The organism is Lentilactobacillus sunkii DSM 19904 (genome assembly GCF_001435575.1).
In the GTDB taxonomy this organism is placed as follows: domain Bacteria; phylum Bacillota; class Bacilli; order Lactobacillales; family Lactobacillaceae; genus Lentilactobacillus; species Lentilactobacillus sunkii.
The window spans coordinates 15,925-42,650 of record NZ_AZEA01000007.1 but is presented as its reverse complement, the minus strand read 5'-3'; the positions used below and the strand labels follow the sequence as shown (position 1 = coordinate 42,650).

Genomic DNA, 26,726 nt, shown 5'->3' with positions numbered 1-26,726 from the left:
CTTTGATTAATAAAGAGACACTTTGACGGTTTCGTCATTCCAAACAGATGGCTGATATTCGAGCTTCAAATTAGCATTTTTATTTGCCTGACCAATCAAGTTCCCGGTAACGCTGGCACCAGGATCAAGATCACCACTATCTAAAGTGTTCTGTGAATAATTCTCCTTAGTCAGTATTTCCATCATATTTGTTGAATTTCCATTCGCGTTCAACTGAAAGTCCATTGGGTTGTATGACTGTTTCTTATCGGTATCATTCTTAATCGTGACATTGCAGATCACATACCGATTGCCTTTTTTAGGCTTGTCAAAATCACTTCCATCATAATAGGTTACTTTATTGACCTTGAACTTATAGCCTTTATGATTGGCAACCGAACCAACATGGTAATTATCTTTTAACTTGCTGTCACTTGATGAACCGCTCTTTGTGGCAGCACTTGTGTCCGATTTATTATCGGCAGAATCACCTTCGCCACCCAAAAGTGCCCCACCGGCAATCATTAATCCAAATACGATCAACACCCATACCCACCATTTCTTGTACCATGACCTTCTTGGTCTTTGACTATTGTTGTTCATACACCTTACCTCCAAAATATTTGTAATGATAATCATTCGCTATTAATAGTGGTCATTAGTATAAACAATAAATTATCACCCAGTCTATTTTGAAGTTTGAGTTCTTACTATAGTTTTAAACATAACAGTTGCATTTACAACTATCAGTGTTAAACTATAAATCTAAGTGAGGAGGTTATGTCTTGAAAGATCGAAATTCAGTATCATCGATTATTCACCAAATTGCCAAGCTGGAAGAATCCATGATCAACCAACAGCTGCATGAACTTAATCTGAATTCGGACCAAGCTCACACTTTACGCTTCATTGGCGATCATTCGGGAACCAATCAACGGGCAATCGCAACAATATTAGGTCGCAGTGCCGCCAGTGTTTCCAATTTATTGAAAGTTCTGGAAAGTCGACAGCTCATTGAAAAACGTCTAAGCCCAGATAACGATCGGGAAAAACACATTTCACTCACCCCACAGGGACAAAAAACCGTGAAAAACGTCAACCACGCATTCGACATTATGGATAGCCGAGTGGATGAGGCATTATCTGCCCCTGATCAAGTTCGCAAATCATTAGACAAAATCTATCAGCATTTAGTTAAAAAGGAGTAAGCATATGTCATTAACACCACAACAAGAAATCGACACGAAACAGCAAATCAACGCCAACTTCAAGCTGGCCGGCATCCCAATCCAACAGGTTGCTGAAGATTTGGATACCACACCGGAACACGTTCAAGATATCTTGGATTTGAATCCAACCCGCTTGGAAGAACCTTGGATTCTTAAGGCGTATCTGGATGAAAAAATCATCGAAGACGGCGGCACCCCTGTTCCGTATACCGCATTGCTTGGCGATCCGAAGCATTATTGGTTCTTGAATAATCGCTTTTTGAGTAAAGGGAAGTTGTTGAAAAATTAATATTACTTAGAGTAAACATTTTTCTTAAACCAAATTTTTCCAATGAACAAAGTAAGGGGTAACGGCGCAATATCAGCGTTGTCACCCGTTATTTATCTTATATTTAAAGGCTGCCCAGTTCTTCTACTTATGATACGGGCTACCCTCATTAATCATAAAGGCCCGATAAATCTGTTCAGACAGCACTAACCGCATCAATTGATGGGGTAATGTGAATCGGCCAAATGAAATCTGGGTATCTGCGCGATCGAGAACGTGTTTCGATAACCCTAACGACCCACCAATAACAAACGTGATATCGGAATGACCGTAGGTGGTCAGGTTGGAAATCTCCTTCGCAAACTCTTCCGAAGACCGCTCCTTACCAAGGATCGCGAGTGCATAAACGTACTCACGGTCCTTTATTTTGTCTAATATTCGCGCACCCTCTTTATCCATCACCTCATCCATTTCAGCTTGACTAAGTGACTCAGGCGCCTTTTCATCGGGAACTTCCACAATTTGAAACTTGCAAAAACGCGATAACCGCTTTGCATATTCCGCAATCCCCTGCTTAAAATACTTTTCTTTGAGTTTCCCAACAACGACTAATTTAATATTCAATATGTAGCTTCCTCCAAATATTCAATGATCCTGTGTAAAAATCGGGGCTTATGAACAAGTTGTCCACAGAGTTATCCACAGGTTTATGCACATAACTGTTTTTTTGACCACCCGCATTTTTTAAAAAATTGTCAAGAGGCAAAAATGTTATCCACAAAACTGTGGACAACATGTGTTCGCAATCTCCCACCGCAAACCCCATTATATCAGTCTTTACGGCGACGAACAAACCCCTTTTTTAGTCCAAAAAAAGTTATCCACAATTTCTGTGGATAACTTTACGTTTTCGGGGGATAACTATTTAACGTTATTCTACCAGTGGATGACAGAACCTTGTGGATTGTCCACAGAGTTATCCACAGCCAAAATGTGGATAGTTTATCAAATCTTTACATCCAGTGAATCTTTTAAATAAAACCGGGGTTGTCGTTCGTATTTATATAATGTGTACGGTACAAGTTCAAGCTATTTGGGAAGGCCGTTCGTAAATCATGATTTCATCTTATGTTTGCGGACAAATCGGACTAATTTTCATGTCTTTTCATAGCATAAACCGAACATAACCTCAACTTTTGATTGGAGAATAGTCGAATGACAGTTAAATTGATCAATAAAGACGGATCGCTTGCGGTTCCCATCCCTAGTGACATTGTTCCTCAGAACGAACGGTATAACGTGTTTCAGACGCAGGAGGGGGTTATATTGTGTATCCCCATTGATGCTCAATAATACAAACAAGCACAAAAAAGTACTCAACAAAAAATGCTGAGTACTCTATTGGTTAATCTATTCAAAACTACTTTCCGGTAGCGTTGTTATACAATTGTTGCAACGAACTAACAGCATAGTTTTTAGCATCAAGCTTAACTTTGTGTCCATCACTACTACTGCTTCTTAGAGTGATATCTTTTCCAGCATCAGCAATTTTTACATTACCATCTTTATCAAATAATGGAGTAGTACCAATTGCTACACCTTTGTCATCAGCTTTAGCAGTAATTGTCATCTTGTAAACCCAAACGTTTTTATCTTTATATTGAGAATTAAAGATTGACCCATCAGTTCCGTTTAAATCACTGGAGCCCATGTGAGTTCCTCCAGACTGGTAAAAAGGTGCCTTATCATCTTTTGCAGCATAGTAAATCGTAGCCAATCCTTGATCATTCAAGGCCTAATTAAATTTAGCCACTGAAACAGTGTCCCCAGCATAACCATTGAGGTTTGCATCAGCAACTAAAGCCTTACTAAAGTTTGTATCACTATCTCGTTTACCATTTGAACTTTCAAAATAGGTAACTGGTACATCCTTAGTAGTAATAACTTCCCATGCTTGATCAAAGAAACTAAATTTCGAAGCCAACGCCTTTACGGGAATCTTAGCCACAATCAACTTAACATCCTTGCCATATTCAGCCTTGGTAATAGCAGCTAAATTAGCTGCTGCTTGTTCTGAGGTCAATCCATCAGTGGTATAACCCTTAATACCGGCAGCCGTTAATAATTCAGCATAAGCTTTTTTCACAGTCGCAGCATCGCTTGATGTTGGGTCATCCTTACTTGCAGCCTTAATGGTATCAATAGCCTTTTTATCATTGGTACCCTTAGTCAACTTCAATGAGCCAACAGCATTACCTGATTGATCAACAAATGACAGCTGAACTTCATTATCCTTAACCGGATTTACGGCAACCGTCTTAATTGAAACCTGGTTACCATAAGTGGTTTGCGCAATCGCTGCTTGTTGATCAGCGGTCAAAGTGTTGCTGGCGCTTAATGCATAACCGGTTCCCTTCAATGCATCAACCAATTTAGTTTGGATTGCGGATGCATCGGTAGCAGCTAACTGCCAAGTTGATCCATTCAACGTTCCAACGGTTTGGCCTTGAACAGCGTTTGCGTTTGTATAATCAACGTAGCTGATGGTGTTACCATTAGGATCGGTTAACAGAATTCGAACAGCTTTGCCGATTGTTGGCTTAACAACTGAAATAGTTACGTCTGAACCAAATGTTGCTTGAGCAATCGCAGCCATTTGTCCTTGGGTTAGAGTAAATCCGGTGTAACCCAAAGGTCCAAGCTTGGAAGCAAGCTGTGTTTGAATAGCACTTGAATCAGTTGAAGAAAGCTGCCAAGTTCCATTGTTATTAGTTCCAACTGTGGCACCTTTGCTTGCACCACTCTTTGTGTAGTCAACAGAGGTAACTGATGCACCAGTGGCTGAATCAACAACGTTAATTCGGATAGCGTTGTCAGCAACGGGCGAGTTATTATTTGAAGCAGTCTTCAGGCCAGAATATAAAATCCAGCCATCGGCACCAGAGTTTCCGTTAGTTGCGTAAATGTGAACCCATTGATCACCTTCGCGAGTTCTCGTTCCGGCTTTATCAATCTTGTAAGTGACGTTCGCATAAGGCGTTGAATCAGTTACCTGACGGCCAACCTTATATTGTGTCCAGGCAGGTTGTTTATATGTAACTGTCTGGTTGTCATTTGCGGTTCCCGGATTGGCAAACTGGAAAGTACCAGTCGTCATATCATTAGTAAGTGAACCTTCCTGGAATGTTTGATAGGATTTCAAACCACCGGCAAAATTAGCAGTACTTCGACCGCCGTAAATCCAACCACGGTACCTGCCGTCAAAGGTAACGACCTTGTAATAGACCTTACCTTTGTTGGTTTTGGCAACTCGGTAAGCTCGAACGTTCTTGGCTGATTTATTGGTTCGTGCCAAGTCCTTCAAAGTAATCGTCGTCGCAACCTTCTTGGCACTCTTAAAAGCAGAGGCCTTGGTATACAGACCGGCTCTGCCGGTAAAGTTTACATTACGAGTGGTTGCATCGGTTCGCAACTTCACGTTTGAAGTAACCCTTACCCGTGATTTCGCGCTGGCATTTTGAGCGTTTGTGACCCCAACAGCCGCAACTAACCCAAATGCAGCGAGAGAAGCAATAAGTGACTCCTTAAAATGAATTGTCATGTGCATTTCCCCTTTAGCATTTTTTGTTACACCTCAATTGTATCTCAAGTGAGAATTGATTAATATTACATGAATATTAAGTATTACACTAATGTAAAGTAAGCAGAACCGCCCCAACCATAAAAGGTGAAAAAATAACCCCCGTTCATCAACTGACAAACGGAGGTTATCGCATTTTTAGAAACTTGATTTACTTAGTTGCTTCACTTAAAACTTTACTGGTGGCTTTTTCATTTAACGTAATTGAACCGGTCTTCTTGTCACCCTTGTGATAATAGGTAACTGAAATCTTATCGCCAATCTTATGCTTATACAAGATATCCCGCAATTGACTCTGCTGGGTAATCTTGGTGCCATCCAATGCGGTAATGACATCATATTTGGCCAATCCAGCCCGCTTAGCAGGTGAGTTTGAGTTGACGTTGAGGACAACGGCACCTTGAGTGACACTCTTAGGCAGCTTCAAAATAGAGCGCTGTTGCTGTTCTGAAATATTGGACAAATCAGTGTAGCCAATTCCCAAGGCTGGTCGAACAACTTGACCATTCTTAATCAGCTGATTAATGATCATAACCACTTCATTACTTGGAATTGCAAAGCCCATTCCTTCAACACTGGTACCTTGTTGATCAGAAGCGAGCTTCATTGAATTGATCCCGACAACTTGTCCAGCGAAGTTAATCAGCGGACCACCTGAATTACCAGGGTTAATCGCAGCGTCAGTCTGAATAACGGTTGCGTTTCCAATCTGGGCACCACTCTCGGAAGTTTGTGGAACTTCCCGCTTCTTGGCGGAAATAATTCCTTGAGTAACCGAGGTTGCGTACTGCGAACCAAGTGGTGAACCAATTGCAAGAACCGGTTCGGCAACCTTAATGTTATCTGAATCACCAAAGGTAGCGACTTTCTTAACCTTATCCGAGTTGATCTTGATAACGGCCAAGTCACTCACAGCATCTTTACCGACAACCGATGCAGAAACTTTGGAGCCGTCACTAAGGATAATTTCCAAAGCATTGGCACCGGCAACCACGTGGTTGTTGGTAACGATATATGCAGTATTACCGCTCTTCTTGTAGATCACACCGGATCCTTCACTGGAGGCCTCAAGTTCGCCACTGCTCTTCTTTTTACTTGAAGAACCGCCTTGAATCTGACCCAAAATTCCGGATAATGTGTCATCACTTGAACTTTGTTTTTGCAAATTAATAACAGAAACGACGGTGCTCTTTGTGGCATTGAACGCCTTTTCTGCTTGTGTATTGAGGTTCACCTTCACATTGCTGACCTTGGTGTTGCCATTCTTGTTTGTACCAGAGACCAGCTCTGTTCCAGTTCCATTATTATTGTTATTAAAATATGAAACTCCGCCGTAAGTAATCCCGCCGCCAAGAGCGCCGGCAATAACGGCGGTCGCAATGAATTTTCCAAAACCATTATTTTGTGCCAATTAGTGTGCCTCCCTGTTATTTTATATTAACTATAATAACCTTTTTTCATGACAATAGTGTGTTTAAAAGTTTAGAAATATCTAAAGAGTGTTTAAATAATCATTAAGGGTGAGGCATGATCCTGTGAAGTGTCATACAGCTTAAAGTCCTTACCGACGCCCATATCATGGTCTTCCAAGATAGAGGCAACGGTCAAATGGGCCAAAGTCTTCATATTATTGTGAACACTTCGATGACCCAGGAAGACTTTCTTGGTCCGGTGACCAATCACGTCAAGCATCGCATTGGCACCGTCTTCGTTGGACAAATGACCCTGGTCGCCCAGAATTCGCTTCTTGGTCATCCAAGGGTAATCGCCATTTTCAAGCATTTCGATGTCGTGGTTGCACTCTAGCAGGTAACCATCGGCATCTTTGATAACCCCTTCCATTCGATCAGAAACATAACCGGTATCGGTCAAGACGACGAAGGACTTGTTGTTATGATGAAAGACATAAAATTGCGGTTCGGCTGCATCATGTGAGACTGAGAAGCTCTCGACGTCAATATCGCCAAGATCCATAACACTGTCCGGCGGCATGATATTCTTCTGATCATCGGAAACCTTACCAATTCTTGGTGCCATGGCATCCCATGTGCCTTCATTGGCATATACCTGGATCCCATATTTGCGCGCCAAAACACCGGCACCCAAACGGTGATCCGAATGCTCATGGGTGACAAACAGCGAATCAACATCACTTAAATCACGGCCGATTGAATTCATCAGCGCTTCAATTTTCTTACCGCTCAAGCCGGCGTCACATAAGACTTTGTGATCGGGTGTTTCGATATAAGTAACGTTCCCGCCGCTTCCGCTGGCCAGGATACTGATTTTCATGTCATCATTATTCATAACGGTTCTTCTTCCTAACTTTAGTTCATTGACGAAGGATTATTCTTCAAGTTCTCGTCGGTTTCCTTGATGATGCCACCGGTAAACGCGTTGATTCGCTTAAGCTGAATCTGCGTTGAGTTTTGCGGTCTGATTGCGATTATCCAGGTTGGAATAAACACCCGATCACCATCAATCGACAACAGTTTCGTGTAACCCAGACTTGCCCAGGCAACAGTGGTGTTATTCGGGATTTCGTTATATTGATAAAGCCAAATCAATGCCCTGGTTTCCGAAATGGTTCTCGAACTTTCACGAAGACTCTTGATGTTTTGGAGATACGATTGTGTGTAACTGACAATCTGATGATTCGAATTCAAAGTAAATCTGATTTGAGCTTCGGAGGAGTAAATTGAACTCCCTAACGCCTTTTGATTGTATACGATATTCCGACTGGTTGAAAGGTTTTTGCTGTAAACGTATTGGTTGCCGAATAACACAAAGGTGGAATCCTCCAGCAATGTATTAATTGACTTCTGCGGATTGTCTTTGTTCACGGAAATCGGCTGCTTGAGTTCACTTTCCAGTTCATGTCCCACAAATTGAGGAGTCTGGTTGATGAGCTGGCCCATCTGATTGCGTAATACATCACCCTGCTCACCAGAAATATAATAGGCGGTTTCATTCTTTTTCGATAAGCTGCCGACTTTAATCTGGTCGTTACGCATTTCCTTGATGATGACGGAATCCGAACCACCCTGACCGACATTATCGGCCTGCATGTCCATATTTTTCTTAAACATTCCAAACAGGAAAATATCCATTGCGATAAAGGTCACCAAAAAGATGATCTCAATTCTTCGAAAGTTCACTAGGCTCCCTCCTTTCCTAATATTGATTCATAAGTGAAGTGTAACTGCGCCATTGCTTATTGAAGTATACGTACCATTCTGGATTCAGATCGATTAACAATGGTGAAGTTGAATCCTTCTTCCAAGTGTATCCCAAACGCACCTTTGAAATCTCCTTGATATCATAACCACCACGCTCCAATCGTTTCAGCATGGTTTCAGTTGATGGCAAAGAAACGTATCCCTTGTTACTTGGCAGTGGAACTTCAGGATTATCCAGTGAGAACCGAGTCCGCTGAGCACTCGAATTCAGTGTTCTGGTTGAAACCGTTCCAAAGCCGTTTGCCCGAAAAATCGGGAAACCTTCCACGTATGTTCGGTACATAATCGTCCGGTTTTTAGCATCATAGCTGAAGAAGCGGACGTTATCCATCGGTAATCCCAGCTTGGTGACGTTCTTATAAGAATCATTGATTGCTGATGTCAGATTCCGGCGATTTTTATTGGGCCGAAAGTCGGAAAATTCAGCCATCCGGTTATTGGAATTAAAGGTCAGCTGAAGTGAACTCTGATCCCCATAGATCGTCATGTTCTTTCGACGCTTAACACTCACGTTGGTTGAATCCTGAGTGTTAAGCAGCCGGCTAACATAATAGTCATCGGACTGACGGTCAATTAAATACTTGTAAGGCTGCATTTGAACTGCTGTCGTGACGTAGACTGTCGGTATATTGTTTAATAGCTTAAAGGAAGCCGGCTGTGTCCGCATGTCCATTTTTAATACTTTGTTTAATGATTTTAACGAATGCTTTTTAACATCCACTTCGTATACCGTGAAGTTCTTATCATATAAAAGGTATAGCTTGGTGGAATTGTTGGTAGGTAAAATAATTCGATTAATCTTGTAATTTGGCAATTTTCTAAATCGATTTTTAACAATGTAGTTAACTGCCCGCATGGAAACCGTATCCGAGTAATTCAGCATGATCGAGTCAGTCTGGTTGGCAATTCGGAAATAATCAACCTTGGAATTTTTACTCAAGGTCTTAATTTTTGGCTTCTGGTAGTTTCTCATGGTCTTCTTGACTTCAGTAACCGTGTTAACCAGCTTGTTCACCATAATCTGTTGACTGCCATCCGCATTGGTGTGAATAGCCTGGACCGGCGTATAAACGTACTGTCTGGGTTTAATCATTTGCTGAGTTTGCGGACTTTGTGCCGTTTGTTTGTTGGTTCGATAGTTGGCCGGATTTGTCCAGAGAACAACTGAAAGAGTCAGACTGATAACCACCGCAATGGTAAGTGCCAGTGGTATTAAGTATTTACTAAACCTCATCCCACAAGTCCTCCTCTTCTACCGGTTCGTATGGCAGGGCAATATAGAACGTTGATCCTTTACCTTCCACACTCTCGGCCCAAATTTGGCCATGCAAAGCTTCGACGGTTTCCTTGGAAATCGCCAATCCTAATCCACTACCGCCTTGTTGACGGGAACGTGCCTTATCAACCCGGTAGAACCGATCAAAGATATGGGGAATATCCTTACGTGGAATTCCCAAACCTTGGTCAGAGACACTTAAAATGACCTTGTTACGGGTCTCATAAAGCCGACAGGTAATCACACCGCCGTCCGGTGAATACTTGATCGCGTTGTTCATCAAGTTGTCCAGCACTTGGGTGAAACGGTCGGTATCCAGATCAACCCACAAATCCTGCTTGGTAAAGTAACGCTTGATCGTGTAGGTCTTTTCTGGATGGTCCTCTTTTTTAAGAATCATATCAAATCGGTTCAAGACGTAGTTGAACAATTCATTGATGTTAACCAGTTCGACTTCCATCTTCTGAGTTCCTGAATCCATTCGCGACAAGGTTAACAGGTCATTGATCATTCGGATCATCCGATCGGTTTCATCTTGGGTTACTTTCAGGAACTTGGGTGCCAACTTGGGATCCTTCCATGCACCATCGGATAAAGCTTCAATGTATGAACGAACACTGGTCAATGGGGTTCTCAATTCATGAGAAACGTTGGAAACAAATTGCTTCCGGTCCTGGTCGATTCGCTGCTGCTCAGTGATATCACGGAGCACACAGACGAGTCCACTGATAAAGCCGGACTCCCGTTGAATCAGTGAGAAATGGGCATGAAGAACCAGACTGTGATCTTCACTTGAAAGATCCAGAATAATTTCATCCGGCTTCTCAAGTAAATCACGCAGACTATAGTCTTTTCGAATATCCAAAACGTCCAAAATCGACTTTCCCATGACCTGATTTTCATCAGCGTCCAGGAAGCTGGCAGCCGTTTCGTTGATAATGATGACATTTCCACGACGGTCAGTAGCTAAAACACCATCGGTCATGTTGGCCAACACGGAATCCAGTCGGCGTCGTTCAGACTCAGTTGATTCATGGGACTCTTCAACCCTGACAGACAGGTTGTTAACCGCACTGGCAAGTTGACCCAGCTCATCGTTTCCATAAACGTGAACCTGGCCCGAATAGTCCCCACGGGCAATTCTGATCGTTTGTTTCTTCATTTCTTCAATTGGTCGGGTAATCGCCCTGGAAATCACAATCGAGATTAATAACCCCAATATAATAGCGATCGACGCGGCAAACAGATAAATCAACGTAATGCTGTTGATACTGTCATACACACTATCGAGGTTCGCCCGGGTGTAAACCACCCCGACGACCGTACTATTATTATTGGAGCTCTTAATCAACGGCGAGATCATCGTGTAATAACGTGCTCCCGTTGATGAATCATAAGTTGTCTTTTCAAACTTTTTGCCATTATAGATAGCGTTCTTGACGTTATCATCAGTGGTCTTTTGGCCAACAATTGCCTGATTGTTGATCTGGTTGGTTCCACGGATGGTTCCTTTGTTATCAATAACTTGAATTTGAGCAGTATTGCCGCTGCCGGAATCATTTAAAATTGTCTTGATTCGACCATTAGCCTGCGTCTCATTGGATTGCGACAATTGAGTCGTTAACGAGTTGGTGACGTATGTCTGCAGCTGAATTTGGTTCTTAAACGTTGCCAAATTTTGATGTTCCAACTGTCTGACGAAAACGGCACCAACAATTTCCAATGTGACCAGTAGAATAAGGGCGAAAACCAGTGCTATCTTAAATTTGATTGATTGATAAAATTTAATTCGATTATTCACAACCAGTAGTACCCCTTATGCGTTGATTTCATTGATATTATGCTTGATCGTTTTCTGGGTTGCGCAGGTAATAACCTACCCCACGGCGGGTCACCAGCCAAGTTGGATGGCTGGGGCTGTCCTCTACTTTTTCACGAAGCCGTCTAACGGTAACATCAACCGTTCTGACATCGCCAAAGTAGTCATATCCCCAGACCGTCTGGAGTAGATGTTCACGAGTCATGACCTGGCCGATATGTTGGGCCAGATAATGAAGCAATTCAAATTCACGGTGAGTCAACTCAATGTTTTCACCACGTTTGGAAACTGAGTAAGCTTCCGGATGAATGACCAAATCACCGATTTTGATATCTTTCGTATCGTCTTCTTCGTTGGTGTTACTACTGCTGCTGGAACCCTGACGGCGTAAGTTGGCCTTAACCCGGGCAACCAGTTCACGGTTGGAGAAGGGCTTGGTAACATAGTCATCGGCACCGAGTTCAAGTCCGAGAACTTTGTCTAATTCAGAGTCCTTGGCGGTTACCATGATGATTGGAGTGTCCTTGGTCTTACGAACTTCACGGGCAACTTCCAGACCATCCACTTTGGGCAACATGAGATCCAAGATAATCAAATCCGGATCAACGTCTTTAACCTGCTTTAATGCTTCTTCGCCGTCATAAGCAACAGCGACTTCATAGCCTTCTTTAGTTAAATTAAATTTTTCAATGTCGACGATAGGTTTTTCGTCGTCTACAACTAATATTTTTTTTGCCATTAACAATTTCTCCTAACATGGATTTTATATTGTTATTTTCTAAAAATCTGCACACGCCAACATGTTGCTATTATAACACAGACAGATATGGGTCAAATAAAGGCGAATGATGCCCGGCATCGGGTCGCGATTGTTTGAATAAGTGTGAATAAACCCGTCGAAAAATGTTTTGTCATTCACTATACCAATCAGATCACTTGGCGATGTAAAAAATTGACTTTTCCGTGTTGCAAATATTTTGAGCATATGCTATTATATTTAAGTCGGTTAGTAATGGGCAGTTAGCTCAGTTGGTAGAGCAACGGACTCTTAATCCGTGGGTCCAGGGTTCGAGCCCCTGACTGCCCATCAATTACATACCATTAAATAACGATCACGCAGCTACTCGTAGCCGTGGTTGTTATTTTTTTACGCAAAAATACCCTTGGGGGATGAAATCCATACCCAAGGGTATTTTAAATTTATCTCGGAATAGTACTTCATAGTCCTCTGAGGTATTGTTTACTTATAACATGCTGGATTGGCTTACTTTTGATTTTGATCAAAACCCCGCGTTCCTCAAATTCTTTAATTCTTCGTTGCAATTCTCGTTTATGAAACTTCTTTGGATCTTGTTCATATAAAAAATCTTTTAGAGCAGTATCTTTAATTCCTGTTTCAATTGATTCGCTGAATAACTTTGACTGAGCAAAAATATAAATAATGGTACGATCGATTTCATCTGTAAATTCAACGTTAATTTGATCAGCCGTGAGACGTAATTGTTTGCTAAGATTCGATAAATTGGCAATGACTCGTTGCTGTCCCTGAGCAATAATTTCCAACATTTTTTTGACAAAAATTGTTACATCTGCACGATTCTCTGCTGTATCCGCTTCTTTAAACGCCTTATAATATGAACTTTGATTTGAATGAATCGCTCCCGAAATAGACAAGCCAGTATATGCATCCATCTTTGAGGCAAGATAAGATGATAACAAATATCTACCAGTTCTTCCGTTACCGTCAATAAACGGATGAATATTTTCAAACATAAAATGCGTCACTAACGCTTTGGTAATGTCCAACATATCATGTTCATTCATAAAATCTATTAATGGAGTTAATCTTTCGCTGATCTCTTCCTCATTTTTCGGCGGAACATGCATTTTTTGACTCGAATTGCCAATGTAAACCTCTTTGTCGCGGAATATTTTGCCATCTGGCAATTTTTCTGGAGAGATTTCTCCTTTTAGAAGTTCATCGTAGATTCTCCTAAGATCTTTCAACTCGTTAATTTGGTAAGTCTTTCCAGTTAATGTTGCATTATATAATCGAACTGCCGAAGCCAATCTTCTTACAGGTGGTTTTTTAGAATCAAGTTCACCAACAACAGTCCCGATTTCTTTTTTGTTAGTTTTAACTCCTTCAATCTCATTAGTATAATAAATTTCAGAAGTTAATAATCTTTTTGTGTAACTATGTTTCGCTACTCCTGGAAGTGGGTCAGCAATCTTCGTAATCATTTTTGAATTACGCATAATTTCATTAATTAACATATTTATTTGGTTAGTTTGAACAAGGAATAGTGGATAACTGGAAATCTGATCGAATTCCCCATGGTCTAAAACCGGGAATAGATGTGTAACTATCGTTGAATAACCCTTCAAGCGTCGCAAGTACTCACGATTAATCTCTTCTGGGGTTCTTGAAGGGCCACTGCCATTGTATTTGAATGTTGCTAATAATTGATAGTCCATAATTGACAACCTCCTTTACTGAATGAATATAGCATTGTTACAAGCGTTCTATTCAATCATTATAGCATTTTGTTCTATTATGGCCGCAACAACAGCGTCATATTTTAACAAAACCGCATTTTGTTAAAATAACCCCCATTATTGACAATACTAATGGGTGATTGAATCAAAAAGCAAGCATAGAAGTTTTTCGCTATCAATGCTTGCTTATTAATAAGCTATAAATTATTGCTGTTGTGCATACGAAATCGACGAAAACTTGTTATACGATTTCACGAACAGCAATTTGACTGTTCCACGAGGACCCGATCGGTTCTTTTCAATAATGACTTCGACTTCACCGACGTTATTTTCGTCGTCTTCACCTTCGGAACCGGAATCATCGCTGTCATCATCTTCATCACGATAATAATCGTCACGGTAAAGAAAGGCAACGATATCGGCATCCTGTTCGATTGAACCGGACTCACGGATATCTGACAAGACTGGTCGCTTATCCTGACGCTGCTCAACCCCACGAGAAAGTTGCGACAGCGCAATCACAGGAACATGCAGTTCTTTGGCTAATTTCTTCAGCTGACGGGAAATTCCGGAAACTTCCTGTTGCCGGTTTTCGGCGTTACTGCCTTCAATCAGCTGCAGGTAATCGACAACGACCAAGCCAAGGTTACCGGATTCCTTAGCCAGACGACGGCATTTGGCACGAATTTCGGACATTTTAATTCCGGCGGTATCGTCCATGTAGATGTTGGCACGGGACAAACTGCCCATGGCAACCACCAGGTTCTGCCATTCATCTTCAGTTAACTGCCCGGTCCGCAAATGGTTGGCGTCGATACTGCCTTCCGCACACAGCATCCGGTTAACCAAAGATTCGGCACTCATTTCCAAACTGAAAATGGCAACAGTTTTGTCGGTTTTGGTACCGACGTTTTGCGCCAAGTTCAGTGCGAAGGCAGTTTTACCAACGGCTGGTCGAGCGGCTAAAATAATTAATTCGTCGCTGTGCAGACCAGTGGTAATCTTATCCAACTCGGGGTACCCGGTTGATAGACCGGTAACGGCATCCCCTTCTTGAGACAGGCGGTCAATTTCGTTAAAGGCGTTGTTCAAAACTTCTTTGATCGGCTTGAAACCAGACATTGTCCGGTTCTCAGCCACATTCATGATGTCTCGTTCAGCATCATCCAAGACCGTTGTGACGTCGTCATCGGTGTTGTAACTGTTGGTGACAATGTTGGTTGCAGTCTGGATCAGACGCCGTAAAATGGCCTTGTCTTTGACGATCTTGGCATAGTAGGTCACATTGGCAGCCGTTGGTACAGAACCAGCCAAATCGGCGATATATTCCATTCCGCCAACGTCTTCCAAATTATTTTGTTCAGTTAAAATATTGGTTATCGTCACAACATCAATCGCTTCATCGCGGTCGTTTAACTCAACCATATCTTTATAGATGATCTGGTGAGAATGCTTGTAGAAGTCGTCCGGCTCCAAGAACTCCATGGACTCCACCAAAGCGTCGGTGCTCAGGAAAATGGATCCCAAGACCGCCTTTTCCGCGTCGATATTTTGTGGTGGTAACTCATTTCCAAACTCATTGCTCATGTTTATTCCTCAAATTCGTTCACATTAAATACAATACATAAATTGTAGCACACTCCCCTTAAATCTGGTCGGATTGGAGAATAAAAGAGACTCGCCCACAAGGTGGTCCTTTTGTGAGGAGTCTCTGTTACATTTATCTGGTTAAAAAGTCGGCTGGCTATCCGAAAAGCATGCTCATCAGGCTTTTGTGCTGTTCCTCCGGCCTTTAAAATATGCTCCGACGACCCAACCGCTAACTTCTAAGGGTAATTTGATTAAAGTCCCAAAACCAGGGACTTCAATCAAATTACCCTTAGAAACCGCGGTTCCCGGGTCGCATCGCACTCTCTATTTCTCAGAAACATGTACCCGAATCTTGGCGGTCACATCAACATGCAATTTAACCGGCACATTGGTATAACCAGCAACTTTAATCGGTTCCGGCAATTCAATCTTGCGCTTATCAAGCTTCACGCCATACTGTTTTTCCAGTGCAGTAGCGATTTGCTTGCTTGGGATTGAACCAAAGAGACGGCCATCTGTTCCGGCTTTAGCTTTGAGTTCAACGACTGTTTTGTCGTCTTCAAGTTTAGCCTTCAGCTTTTTAGATTCTTCCAGCTCTTCTTCTTCACGTTTCTCTTCAGCTTTTTGTTGGCCCTTTAGCTGGCTCATAGCGGCTTTTGAGGCTGCCTTTGCCTTTCCATTTTTAATCAGAAAGTTTTGAGCATAGCCGTCAGGAACTTCTTTAACTTCCCCGCGTTTACCTTTACCACGGACATCTTCCAGAAAAATTACTTTCATAACAGATCACTCCTACTATCCTCAAAATTTTAATTATCTTTATTCATTATCATCGATTTTCTTGATCGTTTCAAGCAGCATTTTTTTCACGTCAGCAATCGATTTGTCAGAAACTTGGGTCGCACCACTGGATAAGTGGCCGCCACCGCCCATTTGTTCCATAATAACTTGAACGTTGACCGCACCGGTACTGCGGGCGGAAACGCCAATCAGGCCATCGGCACGCTTTGTGATGATAAATGATGCATCCACGCCTGACATCGTCAACAATGAATCACACGCTTGAGCCGCGGTGACCGGATCATAAACCTGATCTTCTTCACCAACAATCAACGCCATATTCTTGTGGAAGAACTCGACCTTTGAAATCAAGTGGTTCCGTTGGAGGTAACTATCGATATTTTCCTTCATAAACTGCTGCATCTCGTCGGAGTCGGCACCTGCTGAACGCAAGTAACTGGCGGCATCAAAGGTTCTGGTACCTGTTCTCATTGAGAAGCGTTGGGTATCAATAAAGATCCCGGTTAACATAGCAGTTGCTTCAATTCGGTTGATTGGTTCTTCTTCGTGTGGTTGATATTCAAACATTTCGGTAATCAACTCACAAGTTGAAGATGCGTAGGGTTCGATGTAGACCAGCATTGGGTTTTCAGGGAACTCCTCACCACGACGGTGATGATCAATAATAACGACTTTGGATGACATCCGTTTATACAAATCTTCTGAAATGCTGATTGAAGGTTTAGAATGGTCAACCATGATTAACATGCTGCTGTCGGTAGCTTTACCAATGGCTTCTGACGGCGTAATGATTGAATCGGCGATCTCTGGATACTTTTTGGTTGCTTCCAGTAATCGTTGAATATCTGAATGAACCTTTTCCTTATCAAGAACGATCCAGCATTTCTTGTTATTCATCTGAGCGATTCGTCTGATACCCAGGCAGGCACCAAGTGAATCCATATCAGGTCTGGTATGACCCTGGACAAAGACTTGGTCTGAAGAACTCATCAATTCGTTTAGAGCTTGAGAAATCATCCGGGCTCGAACACGGGTCCGCTTCTCCATTGGGTTGGTCTTACCACCATAGAATCGGGCAGTGCCGTCCAATGATTTAACAACAACCTGGTCACCACCACGACCCAATGCCAAATCAAGGTTGCTTTGAGCCTGATCTGCCAAATTATTCAAATCATCCTCACCATAAGCAATTCCGATACTCAAGGTCAGTGGGAAGTTTTGCTTGGAAGTTGTTTCACGGACTGTATCCAAGATGTTAAATTTATCATTTTCAATCGCAGTCAGCGACTTGGAATAGGCCAACAAGAAGAAATGATCATCGTCAATTTGTTTCAGATACATCCCATACTTTTGAGACCAGGTCGCCAACTCATTGGTCACATAGTTACTCAAATTAGAAATTTCCTGGTCAGTCATTGACTGGGTAATTTCATCATAGTTATCCAAGAAGATCTGGCCAACGGAAATCTGTTCTTCGTTGTATCGTTCTTCCAGGTTGGCATAACGGGTGATATCCATTAAATAAACCGAGTTGTATTCCTTTTGGATCAGCATGGTGAACTTGTGATCACGCCATGTGATTGTGTGAAATTCGTTGGATTCGGCATACTTGGTAATCAACTGTTGGAGATCGTGATCAATATCATCCATCTTTCGTCCCAACAAATTTTCATCTTTGAAATACCTCACCATATATGGATTAGCCCACTCAACCTGGCCATCATCATTTAAAATCATGACGCCAATCGGCATTTCCAGCAGAGATTCCTGCTCACCACGATGGATTCGATACGATAAATCGGTAATGTAGCGATTGGTATCCGAACTGATTTCATTCATCATAACAATCGTAAAAATCATCCCAATAACACTAATCACAATTAGGATGAGGGAAGCCACGATGTTATATAAAAATGAAATAATGATGCCATAAATCACGATCAACGAAATGAAAATCATGATTCTTCTAAGACGTCGGTTATGAACAAATGGCGGTAGTTCGCCATTGTTGTTTGTAAACCAATTTTTCATGTTAATTCCTCTTCATCAATAGCTTAATAGTCTCATTTTACCATAAAATGGGGTTTACTATCATTTGACCGGTGTTTGGGGATTTCTATCAATGCAATATTCTTAAACAAAGAAAGATTCCCGACATTTTGATCTGTCGAGAATCTCTTTTCATCATTTTATAGTAGGAGGAAATCATTTATGTGTTTAACTTGGACTTTATTGATCGGCACTTGGAACCAATCTTCTTTGATGGAGATATGTGGCACCACCAAATACGACCGTCCAGATAATTGCACCAATCGCACCGATGATGTCTTCAGGAACGAAGAACAGTGAAGCGAAGATGACCATGAAGAATGTGATGGTCAGTGGACTCATAATCTTATACGCTGGCATCAGGAACCCATTTGGCAAAAAGTCGGCTGATTGGCGGTACTTTCTGTGAGCAAGCATTGCCAATGTATAAACGATGATGTACATATCACTGGAAATGCCAGTTACGATCGTAAATACTGATGCAAGCCCATTGGTTAAACTGATCAGCGGTGTGATCAATACCAGACCGGCCGAGAAAATAATTGCAGCGGCTGGCACACCATTTTTAGAAATCTTGGCAAATGTTTTGCGCATCCAACTGTCTTCTGGAACTTCGGTTGCCAACTGATAGAAATGTCGGCCGGCTGAGAAGATACAACTGTTAAGCGATGATGCAGCGGAAGTTAATACCACGAAGTTGATAACTGCGGCAGCGGCAGGTAAGCCGGCAAGTTTCAATACTTGAACGAACGGACTGCTATTCGGCGTAATCGAGGACCATGGGATGATTCCCATGATAACTGTTAAGGCACCAATATAGAAGATCAGGATCCGAATCAACGTTTCGTTAACCGCCTTTTTAATAACGGTTTGTGGGTTCTTTGCTTCACCAATTGTGATACTTACAAACTCAATTCCCATGAAGGCGAAGAATACCATTGGAAATGCGGAAATAAAACTGACAGTCCCATGAGGGAAAAGTTGAAAATTGCTAAAAATGTTTGTAACTGATGCATGTCCCAATGGCGTAACTGAATGACTAAACATCATAAAAATTCCGGTGAAAATCAATGCAAGAATTGCAACAATCTTAATCATAGCAAACCAGAATTCAGCTTCACCAAACAATCTTGCAGCGATCAGATTAACACTAGCTAAAATTGCCAAAAAGACAATTTCGGTAATCCACGCCGGAAAATGCGGGAACCAGAATTGAATATAGGTGGCCGTTGCACTCAACTCAGCCATACATACGAAGACCAGGCCAATCCAATATGTCCATCCGGTGAAATGACCAACCGTTGGACCTAAGTATTTTGAAATGAATGAAACAAAAGTATGTTGGGAAGGATCCGAATAAAACATTTCACCAATCCCGCGCATCATGAAGAAGAAAAACAATCCTAATACTAAGTAGATAAGCATAACGGATGGTCCGGTCTTACTAATTGTTGTCCCAGATCCTAAAAATAACCCGGTCCCAATTGTTCCACCAATTGCGATCATCTGAACGTGTCGGTTGCTTAATGCACGCATGGTTCCATCTTGGTTCTCTTGAATTTTTGACTTCATAGGCATCCTCCTAAATAAGAGCTATATGAGAAACAAATTAAAATGTTCTAATGAGAATGCACTTATATTATCACAATTCGGTGGCTTGTGTCAGGTTTAATAACATTAAATTGTTTTATAAGGCAAAAATGAGAAATTTTTAGATATTATTAGGCAGTCATGACAGATTTTTTCACATTATTTAAAGCCGCAGAGATTTTTTCGTCCCTACGGCTTTAATTATTAATCTAAATCTAGATTTATTATTCAATTAGTACTCTGTTACTCCGAAGATATCTGTTAGATATTGATCAATGTTTGTAAACGGGTCCCTATCATACCAACGTAATCCCTTTTGCTGATTCCTTAATTTCTGGGCATTTGTAACTGCTATATTCACACGATCAAATAAAAAGTGGTCATATGGTTGGCCTTTAAAGTGTTCATAATCCAAATTAAAGTATTTTGAGCTTGATAGCTTTGGTTAAGTTCTAATGTGGAATAGGATCTGAACACTGGCTCAAAATGCATCAATATCCAAACTTCAATATTAATACTTGAAAAAACAATTTGAATATCGTGTTCTTTTCCAAAATCTTCACATTTCTTTAATTCAGCCTTCGATAACTCATCCCTATCAAAAACCACATATACTTGATCAATTTTTTTCTTTGTTGCAGCTTGCCTCATTTTTGCTTGGGCTTTAACCATCAAAGCCATACCCTTCATTCCGGTTGCAGAAACTTCAACCTTAATGGCATGAACATTTCGAGCATGATACTTGTGTCTCAACATCTCAAAATATGCTTTCTCAGAATCTCCCTCACAATATACTAAAACAATTGGTTTTAAGGGGATCGCTTTAGACTTTCTTGACATCTCCTTCTCCTCCAACACTGTTTAAAGCCGTTAGCATTTCGTCTACCTGAATTTCAGGAAGAGCACCAAAGCGACCTTCAATATATTTTTTTAGAAATTTTACGTCAGCCCTTGCATTCTTTCGGCTATCTTTAAAATCAAATATTGATTTCAATTCGCTCCGGCCCTTAAAATCTTTTTCCATTAAATATATTTGATCCGTCCTTAAATTAGTATCCAAAAGTTGTAATTCATGGGTGGTCAGGATAAATTGATTCTTATTTGTCTTAGAATTAAAGATCTGTAATAGTGCTTTTGATAACTCAAAATGTAAAGAGTCATCAAACTCATCAAATAATAGCGTTTTGCCATCTCCGTTCAGCTGTGCGTTAATGATGGATAACGCAATCATAAATACTTTCTGAGTCCCTCGCGATTCCCTTGATAAAGGTATTTCTTGATTGCCTATCACATTACCATCGGCATTGTATCTTTTATGAAGCGCGTACAACTGAAGAGAGGTGGTAGGTAGTTCAAGAGTTGCATCAAGTGATTTGATAAGTTGCACAAACTGATCCGGGATTTTAGGAATGGGAACTTCGCGTACTTTGACATCAATAATATTAAAGTCAGCAAAATGGAGAAAGTTCAAAAACTCCTTCTTAACTTTGGGATTATCCATTAATTTTCCAAGCTTATCTGGTATCCCAGTGTTATCAACGAATATTAAATCATCTTGGAACCACTTGATCACATCAATTGCATACTGGTCATTCATTTGCTGAGCATTGTACAGAAACAGTGAATTTTGTTTGGTTGCATCAGCTAGCCCTTTTAAGTTATCAGGAATTACAGAGTATTTTTGATGATCTCTTGAGAAATAAGTTGAAACAGAAGTTTTATTGATAATTTGCAAACTCTCATTTACAATTTCTTGGTTGGTGTAGGCAAATGAATATTCATATGTCCTGCTACTATAGTTAAATTTCACACTAAACTCGGTTGGCTCTTGTGGGGTGGTTTCGTTCAATAAAAACGGATTGTATGGTAATGCGTCCGTAACTTTTCCTGGGTTGCTTAAGACCATACCACGCATCAATTGTAAGCCACTTAGTAAATTTGATTTTCCAGATCCGTTGGGTCCCACAATAATTAGGCTTTTCAGCAGTGATGAGTTGTTTTCTATGATTGTATTGGATTGTTTTAATCGGCTAAGTCTTTCACCAGTTTCTGCTGATAATGTTGTGCCACTCAATATTGAACTGTAATTTGTAACTGTAAAATCTATTAACATACGCTCACCTCCGAGTTCATTAGTGTATATTATATGTTATTTGACTCTAAACTTCAATAATTCGTGAACTGGTTAATGTTTTTCCATAAAGAATCATATAAACATTAGATTAATCACGTAAAATTGTGAACTGTTATATAAACAAAAACATTTCTTGCAATTTCTCTCATCAAGTTTTATACTCATTCTAATAATTAAAGTCGAATTACATGAAGTAGTTCCTTATCTGGGTGTCAGGAAGTTGGTGGTCGCTGCGAACCAATCAGGGTAAGGTCACGAAATACCGTAATATCACGACAATGGTCAATAACTAGAATCCATTATCTTCTAGTGAGCGGTGTATTTTTGATACACAAGTTGGGTGGTACCACGGTAAAAATCGTCCCTATTGCATTTATATGTAATAGGGACGATTTTTTTGACTTTAAGGAGGACTTTAAAATGGGTAGAACAACAAATGGCGGCTTATCTCGATATTGAGTAACTGAATTGAACAAGTAGAAAACAAAAATTTGAAATTCAAAAGAGGTTACCAATATGAGAAATAGTAAAGTTAGTTTAAGAGAAGCAATATCAGTTTTAGTCATCGCATTAGCCATTATGGGAACCGGGGTAATCGGTTTGGGCTTGTCCCCACAGGTTCCGGTTTTATTAGCAATCACCGTCACTATTTTCTGGGCAAAAATTACCGGATTCAGCTGGGATGAGATCAATGCCGGCATCAAGGACGGCATTGATAAAGGAATCATCCCCATCGTCATCTTCATTTTAATTGGTGCCATGATCAGTACCTGGATTGCTGCAGGAACCATCCCGACATTGATGGTCATCGGCTTCAAAGCGATCAGTGCTCAATGGTTCTTACCGACAGTCTTTCTGGTTTGTTCATTAGTAGGAGCTGCAGTTGGAAGTTGTTTTACGGTTGTCTCGACCGTCGGAATTGCCTTCTTCGGCATTGGCGTGACCATGAGTTTCAATCCTGCTCTGGTCGCCGGAGCCATCATTTCCGGTGGGGTCTTCGGTGATAAATGTTCACCACTCTCTGAAACCAACAACTTGGCCGCTGCGGTTGTTGACACTGATTTGTTTGATCACATGAAAACCATTCTCTGGTCAACCATTCCAGCCGCAACAATCTCCACAATTGCATTTGCGGTTCTTGGCATGGGTCACAACCACGCTGATATGAATAAGATTAATACCACTGTCGCAGCGTTAAACAGTGACTTTCACATTTCAATTGTTTCTTTAATTCCAATCATCCTGGTGTTTGTCTGTGCCGGCTTCAAGATGGCCGCCATTCCAACCATGCTCCTAAATATCTTTGTTTCAGCTGGTATGATGTTTGTGAACAACCCCGGCTTGAACGTCACGAAAGCCAGCACCATCATCACCAACGGCTTTATAGCCAAAACTTCTAATAGTGAAGTCAATCTCCTGCTTTCTCGCGGTGGTATTGTCAGCATGATGCCCACAGTTGCCTTGATTGTCCTGACCTTATCACTTGGTGGTTTATTGGTTCATTTCGGGCTTATCAGCGCGATTATGTCGCCACTTGCCACTCGCTTGAACAGCCCTGCCAAATTGGTTACAGCGGCATTAGGAGCCTGCATTGGGGTCAATATCTTCGTTGGTGAACAATTCCTGTCAATTATCCTGCCCGGTCGAGCTTTCAAGAAAACCTTCAACAACGGTGGCCTTGCCAGCCGTGCCCTTGGCCGAGTCCTTGAAGATGGCGGAACCGTTTTGAACTACCTGGTTCCATGGGGCGTTGGTGGTGTCTTCATTGCCAACACACTGGGTGTTCCGACAATCCAGTACCTGCCATTTGTCTTCTTCAGCCTGCTTTGCCCAATCTTCTCACTATTAAGCGGATTTACCGGCGTTGGATTAAAGAAATTAGGATCAGATCAATCAGTTAAAGATGCCAAACCGGTTACGAATGAAAACTAATCTATGTAATGTGAAACGCCTTCTCGAATCATACAGGGAAGGCGTTTTTTGGTAAGCAATCAATATGTTACACTAAACAAAAACAAGGGACTGACAATAATGGACTTGGACAAAAAAATTGACTATATGAGTACCGGTAAGCCATATAATGACTTGGATCCACTTTTAGTTCAAACTCGCAGCCGATCCGTAAAACTAACAACCCAGATCAATAATGAGGTGGACGAAAAGAAAAAAGAAGGCTTTATTCGGAAATTATTTGGCAGTGTCGGAAATTTACCAGTAGTAGAACCCAATTTTCGTTGTGAGTTCGGCCGCAATATCCATGTGGGCGATCATTTTTATGCCAACTATGATTGTGTCATTTTAGATGGTGCCAAAGTAACGATTGGTGACCGGGTTCTTTTTGGCCCAAAAGTTGGTCTTTATACCAGTAACCATTTGTTTGATGCCAGAGAGCGGGAAATTGGCGGCTGCATTGCCAAACCCATTACCATCGGAGATCGTTGTTGGCTGGCTGCAAACGTTACTGTATTACCGGGCGTAACTATCGGCAGTGATACCATTATCGGTGCTGGTAGTGTTGTTACACACAATATCCCCAATAACGTGATTGCAGCTGGTAATCCATGCAAAGTCATTCGACCCATTACGAAAGCTGATCAAACCGGTTTTTCAGGACAAGATACTTTCTAGAATCGTTCATAATATGGCTATTTTGTCATTACAAACAATACCGAATCAAAATAAAAAGGCCATCCTCAGGGGATGACCTTTAATTATTATTAGTCGGCCGCAACGAAAGGCATCAAGCCCATGATACGTGCACGTTTAATAGCAATTGTTAAGCTGCGTTGGTTCTTTGCGCTGGTTCCAGTAACACGACGTGGAAGAATCTTTCCACGTTCTGAAACAAATCGCTTCAATAAATCGATATCTTTGTAGTCGATGTATTCGATGTGATTTGCAGCAATAAAATCAACTTTACGACGACGACGACCGCCGCCACGTCTTTGATATGCCATAGTTTTTCCTCCTCGAAAATTTACTTTACCAATTCATTAGAATGGTAAATCATCATCGGAAATGTCAATCGAATCCCCGGAGTTGGCAAATGGGTCATTGGGATTATTGTTCCCATTGTTGCCATTATTTCCACCATTGTTGTTGGTAGGTTTGCTACCGCCATTATTGTTGGAATTGCCGTTATTACCAGGATTTGAATTGTTATCAAATGGATTGGCATTACCGTTATTTTGTTGAGGAGCATTTCCACTTTGCTGACCATTTGAGTTGTTCCTTGCAGAACGGGGCTCAAGCAGGGCAAAATTCTCTACTACAACTTCAGTCACATAAACACGTTGTCCCTGTGCGTTTTCATAATTTCTGGTCTGAATCCGACCATCAATTCCAACAAGAGAACCTTTATGAACGAAGTTGGCAAAGTTTTCAGCGGATTTACGCCAGATTACGCAGTTAATGAAATCAGCCTCACGTTCCCCCTGTTGATTGGTAAATTGCCGATCAACGGCAAGTGAGAACGAACCGACAGCGGTTCCGCTTTGAGTGTATCGTAAATCAACATCGCGGGTTAGGCGACCCGTAAGAACTGCACGATTAAGCATGCTGAATTTGCTCCTCTCATATTAGAATGAATTATTAGTCGTCACGAACAACGATCATATGACGTAAGATATCGTCATTGATCTTTGAAAGACGATCAAATTCGTTGAGTGACTTGTCTGAATCAGTAGTTAAGGTATCAATATGATATGTTCCTTCGTTATAACCACCGATTTCGTAAGCAAAACGACGCTTTGACCAGTCTTTTGAACTTAATACTTTGGCACCATTGTCAGTTAAAATCTTGTCGAATCGTTCGATCAATGCAGATTTTGCAGATTCTTCAATATCAGGACGAATGATGTAAGTAATTTCGTATTTCTTTTCTTCCATGATTTGCACCTCCTTGTGGACTTATGGCCCTCTACCCGAGAGCAAGGAGAGTTTCTGTTTTTACCCAGATACTCACAATATAAAACTATACCACGTGTGAACTTAAATATCAATTGCCTAATTGATGATTGACGATACAGTAATTATATACGATCAAAAGAGTTAAAAATATTTTTTCTGAAATAAATTATTTTACATTGAATTAAATAATTCCTTAAGAATTCGAAATCCATTGTCGCTGTAGTCTTTAGCAGTTACCCAATCAAAAACGGCTTCGTAGATACTTGACTCTTCCCAGTTTGGAAGTAAACTAGTATCAATTCCAAAATGATTATTCTTTTGGAAACGCTTTTACGTACACGTACCATGACTTAAACAAAAATATAGAAACGAGGAATTCAATGACACTTTTAATTTTAACCATCGTCGGACTCTCAGCATTTTACTACTTCAGAAGTTCCCAATCAAACAACCGTTCAAATCGCTATCAAAACAGCCAGGATCCTCATGCATACGCATATGCACGTAACGAACATCCTGAAATTTTGGACAAAGGCCAGACAACCGGCCGCCCACGAAAAAATATTAACTAATTCAAATTAAACCAAAAAAAGACGCTCCTCAAAATTGAGGAACGTCTTTTTTAACATATTTTTGGGAAAAGAACACGGGGAATGTTCTAATACTGTGCAGCACAGTGGGATCCTCTAAATAATTTCCCATGACGA

At 41.2% G+C, this 26,726-nt stretch carries 25 protein-coding genes and 1 tRNA gene; 6 read left to right on the top strand and 20 right to left on the bottom strand.

Going from position 1 to position 26,726, the window contains the following annotated elements; translation table 11 throughout:
• Nucleotides 1–6: 6 nt before the first annotated feature.
• On the bottom strand, nucleotides 7–582 hold the full coding sequence (locus FD17_RS06020) for a DUF4352 domain-containing protein (protein ID WP_057824624.1): 576 nt from the start codon (nucleotides 580–582) through the stop codon (nucleotides 7–9).
• A gap of 182 nt (nucleotides 583–764) precedes the next feature.
• Here FD17_RS06020 and FD17_RS06015 point away from each other — a divergent pair, with 182 nt between their 5' ends.
• Both FD17_RS06015 and FD17_RS06010 read left to right on the top strand, forming a co-directional pair.
• The gene (locus FD17_RS06015) at nucleotides 765–1,187 is read left to right on the top strand and encodes a MarR family winged helix-turn-helix transcriptional regulator (RefSeq protein ID WP_057824622.1); all 423 of its coding nucleotides are present in this window, start codon (nucleotides 765–767) and stop codon (nucleotides 1,185–1,187) included.
• A gap of 4 nt (nucleotides 1,188–1,191) precedes the next feature.
• On the top strand, nucleotides 1,192–1,497 hold the full coding sequence (locus FD17_RS06010; protein ID WP_057824620.1) for a DUF2316 family protein: 306 nt from the start codon (nucleotides 1,192–1,194) through the stop codon (nucleotides 1,495–1,497).
• Nucleotides 1,498–1,620: 123 nt separating this feature from the next.
• Here the strand turns inward: FD17_RS06010 and rlmH are convergent, their stop codons facing one another.
• The 9 genes from rlmH to yycF form a co-directional block, all read right to left on the bottom strand.
• Nucleotides 1,621–2,100 carry a 23S rRNA (pseudouridine(1915)-N(3))-methyltransferase RlmH gene (rlmH, locus tag FD17_RS06005; RefSeq protein ID WP_057824618.1) on the bottom strand — a complete coding sequence of 160 codons (480 nt, stop codon included), beginning with the start codon at nucleotides 2,098–2,100 and terminating at the stop codon, nucleotides 1,621–1,623.
• A gap of 796 nt (nucleotides 2,101–2,896) precedes the next feature.
• Complete coding sequence (locus FD17_RS13420) at nucleotides 2,897–3,253, bottom strand: hypothetical protein (RefSeq protein ID WP_235803184.1); 357 nt, start codon at nucleotides 3,251–3,253, stop codon at nucleotides 2,897–2,899.
• Nucleotides 3,254–3,271: 18 nt separating this feature from the next.
• Nucleotides 3,272–5,077 carry a surface layer protein SlpB gene (locus FD17_RS05995; protein ID WP_235803183.1) on the bottom strand — a complete coding sequence of 602 codons (1,806 nt, stop codon included), beginning with the start codon at nucleotides 5,075–5,077 and terminating at the stop codon, nucleotides 3,272–3,274.
• Between the two features lie 190 nt (nucleotides 5,078–5,267).
• A complete protein-coding gene (locus FD17_RS05990) occupies nucleotides 5,268–6,527 on the bottom strand; it encodes a S1C family serine protease (RefSeq protein ID WP_057824616.1) in 1,260 nt (419 codons plus the stop codon).
• 92 nt (nucleotides 6,528–6,619) lie between these two features.
• Complete coding sequence (locus tag FD17_RS05985) at nucleotides 6,620–7,423, bottom strand: MBL fold metallo-hydrolase (protein WP_057824614.1); 804 nt, start codon at nucleotides 7,421–7,423, stop codon at nucleotides 6,620–6,622.
• Nucleotides 7,424–7,443: 20 nt separating this feature from the next.
• A complete protein-coding gene (locus FD17_RS05980) occupies nucleotides 7,444–8,274 on the bottom strand; it encodes a two-component system regulatory protein YycI (RefSeq protein ID WP_057824612.1) in 831 nt (276 codons plus the stop codon).
• Nucleotides 8,275–8,290: 16 nt separating this feature from the next.
• Nucleotides 8,291–9,589: a YycH family regulatory protein gene (locus tag FD17_RS05975; protein ID WP_057824610.1), complete on the bottom strand. Its 1,299-nt coding sequence runs from the start codon at nucleotides 9,587–9,589 to the stop codon at nucleotides 8,291–8,293.
• A complete protein-coding gene (walK, locus tag FD17_RS05970; protein WP_057824608.1) occupies nucleotides 9,579–11,432 on the bottom strand; it encodes a cell wall metabolism sensor histidine kinase WalK in 1,854 nt (617 codons plus the stop codon). Before walK ends, FD17_RS05975 begins: the two co-directional genes overlap by 11 nt.
• Before the next feature lie 37 nt (nucleotides 11,433–11,469).
• Nucleotides 11,470–12,189 carry a response regulator YycF gene (yycF, locus tag FD17_RS05965; RefSeq protein ID WP_057824607.1) on the bottom strand — a complete coding sequence of 240 codons (720 nt, stop codon included), beginning with the start codon at nucleotides 12,187–12,189 and terminating at the stop codon, nucleotides 11,470–11,472.
• 275 nt (nucleotides 12,190–12,464) lie between these two features.
• On the opposite strand from yycF, the gene FD17_RS05960 reads away from it, so the two are divergent.
• Nucleotides 12,465–12,537 (top strand) — tRNA-Lys (locus FD17_RS05960).
• Between the two features lie 131 nt (nucleotides 12,538–12,668).
• Here FD17_RS05960 and FD17_RS05955 read toward each other — a convergent pair.
• The 7 genes from FD17_RS05955 to FD17_RS05925 form a co-directional block, all read right to left on the bottom strand.
• Nucleotides 12,669–13,928 (bottom strand): Fic family protein, encoded by a 1,260-nt coding sequence (locus FD17_RS05955; protein ID WP_057824605.1) that lies wholly within the window; start codon nucleotides 13,926–13,928, stop codon nucleotides 12,669–12,671.
• Nucleotides 13,929–14,153: 225 nt separating this feature from the next.
• Entirely contained in the window at nucleotides 14,154–15,536 is a 1,383-nt protein-coding gene (gene dnaB, locus FD17_RS05950; RefSeq protein ID WP_057824603.1) for a replicative DNA helicase, read from the bottom strand.
• A gap of 327 nt (nucleotides 15,537–15,863) precedes the next feature.
• Nucleotides 15,864–16,316 carry a 50S ribosomal protein L9 gene (gene rplI, locus FD17_RS05945; protein ID WP_057824601.1) on the bottom strand — a complete coding sequence of 151 codons (453 nt, stop codon included), beginning with the start codon at nucleotides 16,314–16,316 and terminating at the stop codon, nucleotides 15,864–15,866.
• A 39-nt stretch (nucleotides 16,317–16,355) separates the two neighbouring features.
• The gene (locus FD17_RS05940; RefSeq protein WP_191983129.1) at nucleotides 16,356–18,368 is read right to left on the bottom strand and encodes a DHH family phosphoesterase; all 2,013 of its coding nucleotides are present in this window, start codon (nucleotides 18,366–18,368) and stop codon (nucleotides 16,356–16,358) included.
• Between the two features lie 198 nt (nucleotides 18,369–18,566).
• Nucleotides 18,567–19,958 carry an amino acid permease gene (locus FD17_RS05935; RefSeq protein ID WP_057824599.1) on the bottom strand — a complete coding sequence of 464 codons (1,392 nt, stop codon included), beginning with the start codon at nucleotides 19,956–19,958 and terminating at the stop codon, nucleotides 18,567–18,569.
• A 375-nt stretch (nucleotides 19,959–20,333) separates the two neighbouring features.
• The gene (locus FD17_RS05930) at nucleotides 20,334–20,816 is read right to left on the bottom strand and encodes an RloB family protein (RefSeq protein WP_057824597.1); all 483 of its coding nucleotides are present in this window, start codon (nucleotides 20,814–20,816) and stop codon (nucleotides 20,334–20,336) included.
• Entirely contained in the window at nucleotides 20,800–22,089 is a 1,290-nt protein-coding gene (locus FD17_RS05925) for an AAA family ATPase (protein ID WP_057824594.1), read from the bottom strand. Before FD17_RS05925 ends, FD17_RS05930 begins: the two co-directional genes overlap by 17 nt.
• Nucleotides 22,090–22,626: 537 nt before the next feature.
• On the opposite strand from FD17_RS05925, the gene nhaC reads away from it, so the two are divergent.
• Complete coding sequence (nhaC, locus tag FD17_RS05920) at nucleotides 22,627–24,042, top strand: Na+/H+ antiporter NhaC (protein WP_057824592.1); 1,416 nt, start codon at nucleotides 22,627–22,629, stop codon at nucleotides 24,040–24,042.
• A 99-nt stretch (nucleotides 24,043–24,141) separates the two neighbouring features.
• On the top strand, nucleotides 24,142–24,738 hold the full coding sequence (locus FD17_RS05915; protein ID WP_057824590.1) for a sugar O-acetyltransferase: 597 nt from the start codon (nucleotides 24,142–24,144) through the stop codon (nucleotides 24,736–24,738).
• Nucleotides 24,739–24,827: 89 nt separating this feature from the next.
• Here the strand turns inward: FD17_RS05915 and rpsR are convergent, their stop codons facing one another.
• The 3 genes from rpsR to rpsF are packed head-to-tail and all read right to left on the bottom strand — an operon-like array spanning nucleotide 24,828 to nucleotide 25,998.
• Nucleotides 24,828–25,067: a 30S ribosomal protein S18 gene (gene rpsR / locus FD17_RS05910; RefSeq protein WP_057824588.1), complete on the bottom strand. Its 240-nt coding sequence runs from the start codon at nucleotides 25,065–25,067 to the stop codon at nucleotides 24,828–24,830.
• A gap of 36 nt (nucleotides 25,068–25,103) precedes the next feature.
• Nucleotides 25,104–25,667, bottom strand: a complete 564-nt coding sequence (ssb, locus tag FD17_RS05905; RefSeq protein ID WP_057824583.1) for a single-stranded DNA-binding protein — start codon at nucleotides 25,665–25,667, stop codon at nucleotides 25,104–25,106.
• A gap of 34 nt (nucleotides 25,668–25,701) precedes the next feature.
• Complete coding sequence (gene rpsF / locus FD17_RS05900; RefSeq protein ID WP_057824581.1) at nucleotides 25,702–25,998, bottom strand: 30S ribosomal protein S6; 297 nt, start codon at nucleotides 25,996–25,998, stop codon at nucleotides 25,702–25,704.
• 401 nt (nucleotides 25,999–26,399) lie between these two features.
• Between rpsF and FD17_RS05895 the strand changes: the two genes are divergently transcribed.
• Nucleotides 26,400–26,591, top strand: a complete 192-nt coding sequence (locus tag FD17_RS05895) for a hypothetical protein (protein WP_057824579.1) — start codon at nucleotides 26,400–26,402, stop codon at nucleotides 26,589–26,591.
• Nucleotides 26,592–26,726: the final 135 nt, after the last annotated feature.